The sequence below is a fragment of the Methylobacterium sp. NPDC097929 genome, from assembly GCF_049543375.1.
GTDB lineage: Bacteria > Pseudomonadota > Alphaproteobacteria > Rhizobiales > Beijerinckiaceae > Methylobacterium.
The window spans coordinates 37,792-40,663 of the sequence record NZ_JBMVEP010000003.1 but is presented as its reverse complement, the minus strand read 5'-3'; the positions used below and the strand labels follow the sequence as shown (position 1 = coordinate 40,663).

At 62.5% G+C, this 2,872-nt stretch carries 2 protein-coding genes; one reads left to right on the top strand and one right to left on the bottom strand.

Annotation, left to right across the window (positions count from 1 at the left end):
• Positions 1-174 precede the first annotated feature (174 nt).
• Entirely contained in the window at positions 175-975 is an 801-nt protein-coding gene (locus ACPCJR_RS10535; RefSeq protein WP_017484802.1) for a SapC family protein, read from the bottom strand.
• A gap of 857 nt (positions 976-1,832) precedes the next feature.
• Between ACPCJR_RS10535 and ACPCJR_RS10530 the strand changes: the two genes are divergently transcribed.
• Complete coding sequence (locus tag ACPCJR_RS10530) at positions 1,833-2,837, top strand: helix-turn-helix domain-containing protein (protein ID WP_391512346.1); 1,005 nt, start codon at positions 1,833-1,835, stop codon at positions 2,835-2,837.
• Positions 2,838-2,872 lie beyond the last annotated feature (35 nt).

Below are 2,872 nucleotides of genomic sequence, written 5' to 3'. Positions count from 1 at the left end.
GCCGCTCTCTCCAACCGGAACCTGCGCGGCCTGACCGGGCGCGCAAAGACACAGGTCCCGGCAGGCCTGCTAAGCCGCCGGGATCATCACCACCGCTATTTTTGGATTTCGGCCGGCGCTCAGCGGCTGCGCGTCGGCCCATGGCTCCCGGCCTCGACCGGGAGCGCTTCGAGATCAGGCGTTGCCCGAGGTCTCGAAGTCGGCCGGGGAGGCCGGTGCGGTCTCGTCCGCTTGCGCAGCCTCGGCCGGGGCACCGATGCGCTCGGCGATCGGCGCAAGGTTCCGCAGTGAGGCGAGATGCAGGTAGATCAGCTCCATCTCGTCCGCCTGCATCAGCTCGGCGAGCTGCTCGGCCGACAGGGCCTTCAGGCGATCCCGGCTGACCACGCTGAAGCCGGACAGCGTCGAGCGCTGACCGCTGCGCAGCGTGAACTGCGCCTGCATCGGCTCCAGAAGGCCGAACTCCTGCAGGCGCTTCACGAACAGCTTCGTGCGCTGGAACTGCACCTGATAAGCCTGAAGGAAGCCCAGGACGTTCTGCAGATACTGTGTCCGCTCGCCGTCGGCGTCGAACAGGCGCTCGCCGCGACCCTCGTCGTTGCAGCCCGAGAAATCCTCGTCGACGCAGAGCGTGAAGGTGGCATCGGCCTCGTTCGCGTTGTCGCTCGAAAACACGAACGGGTAACGGCGCAGGAAGGCCGGGACGTACGAACCGCTCCACGAACCCGACTCGGATACGTACAAGTTCTCGTTGTCGCGAATTCCGAGAAGAGCGACCGGAATGATCTCGTCGGCAGCACCGCCAAACACGATGGCATATTCGGCCGCCGAATTCGGAAACTCGGCGACCATGAGCGGCACCGAATTGACGCCGCGGGCGAAATCGAACGACGCACCGGCCTTCACGGACCATGATCCGTGACGTTGCCGAGTGACCGGCACGGCACGCTCGTAGATGAGAAGCTGCTTACTCATTCCGACCCCACATTGCGACGCTTGTGCGATTTCCGCATCTTCGCCCTCCGCTGCATATCAGTACCGCCCCACGCTGCGGAGGGATGGTTCCGTTTTTTCGATTGATCCAGCGTCTCAGATGCTGACCTCGTTGGCAGGTCCGCAACGGCCTCCCAAGAGGATCTGTCATCGCGGCCCATTCTCAATTGCGCGGGTTCGGAAGCCATCGCGCGCGAGGTCGTCGCAAAAATTGTCAAAGGGCTGTGCCCGGCTCGACACACCGTCGAAGCTGGGCGGTTGCTCCGATAGGCCGGCACGCGTGTACAGGGTTGCTACGCCATTGATGAATCGATCTGCATGGCTGGCGAAGCACTGGCAGAATGTTGTCATCAGAATCTCTTCTAAATGAATAGAAAAATACTACAAATCGGGCTGCGATGATTTTATCCCAAAGATATTTTGCAAAATTCTATTGAAAATTTCGCCAATCGACGAGCGCATGAACTAAAACATACGCTATTATGCGATGGGATTTGCTCTGCACGATGAAATCGGGAGCGCTGGGCCAGCGGCAACGAATGCCCCGGCCATCGTCCAAGCAATGACTGCAGAGGACGGTGCCTCTTGAAACCCCCACAGGCTACTTTAGCTTCCTTGATGCCTTGAGGGCGCGGCACAACTCAGGGTTATATAGTAGGGACGCGAGTGATGTTTCGCAGTCTATGTTGGAATATTTTCCAATATCAATCGTATCTCTTCCAATAAGCTCGTCGGGAACGGCATAATCACGAATCTTCCCTCCTTTTCTGCCAAATCTCGGCGACCATAGCCGAAAGTGGAAAAGGCTCCCGCTCGTTTCCTTGGAAGTCGATCGTCACGTGACCCTTCTCCAGCGGCTGGATTACCTCACGACCGGGCTGCCTCACGAAACAGCGGCTGAAATCTGGAAAGGCGTCGTCGGCCCCCTGTTCGAGCCGCGGGCCTTCCATCCGGGTCAGCAAAGCCCCACCGGCTCGGCGAGCGGCGCCGTCATCGGCGACATCATGGTGGCACGGGTGGTGTTCGGGGCGCAGAGCTATCGCCGCGACCGAGACCTCATCGCCCGCACGTCGGATCACATCCTCTTCCACTTCTACAATGTCGGCGGTTTCAGCGGCCTCATCAGCGGGCAGCAAACCACGATCTGGTCATCTCAGGTCGCGATCATCGACCTCGCCCAGGAGGTCGACACGCTCGCGGCCTCGTCGGACACGATCGCGCTCGTCGTCCCGAGAGCCTTGTTGCCGGGCTTGGCCGACAACCCGCTGCCGCCCCGGCTCGATGCCGGGCGCAACCGACTTCTGGCCGCCCATCTCATCGCGCTGCGTGAACGCAGCACGCTGATCGAAGAGCCGGATGTCGAGGAGGTCGTGGCGCAGACGCTCGATTTCCTGCGCGCGCTCCTCGATCCGTCCCGGACCGAGGAGTCCGCCGCGACGCCGACGCTCGCTACCTGTCACCTCACGCTCGCAGAGCAGGCGATCCGCACCCACCTCGCCTCGCCGGACCTGTCGCCGGAGATGATCGCCAACGAGATCGGCGTGTCGCGCGCGACCCTCTACCGGATGTTCGCCCCCTACGGCGGCATCATGCGCTCGGTCCAGGAACGCCGGCTCCTGGCCGTCCGGGCCGCCCTCAGCGACCCGCTGGAGACCCGCCGCCTCTCCCGGCTCGCGGCCGATTTCGGGTTTCGCGGCAAGGTCCATTTCAGCCGCAGCTTCCGCGCCCAGTTCGGCGTCACTGCGAGCGAGTTCCGGGCCGAGCAGGTAGCCCTCGCCCAGAAGGGTACGCGGACCGATCTCGACGTCCTACACGACTGGTGGCCCCGGCTCGGGAACCAATAGGGCATCGTCCCGAAGGGTGGCCGGCGGGACGAGAC

What these genes read in the sequence shown, in the direction of transcription:
- ACPCJR_RS10535 (WP_017484802.1), bottom strand. Translation starts at nt 975, where the DNA reads ATGAGTAAGCAGCTTCTCATCTACGAGCGTGCCGTGCCGGTCACTCGG.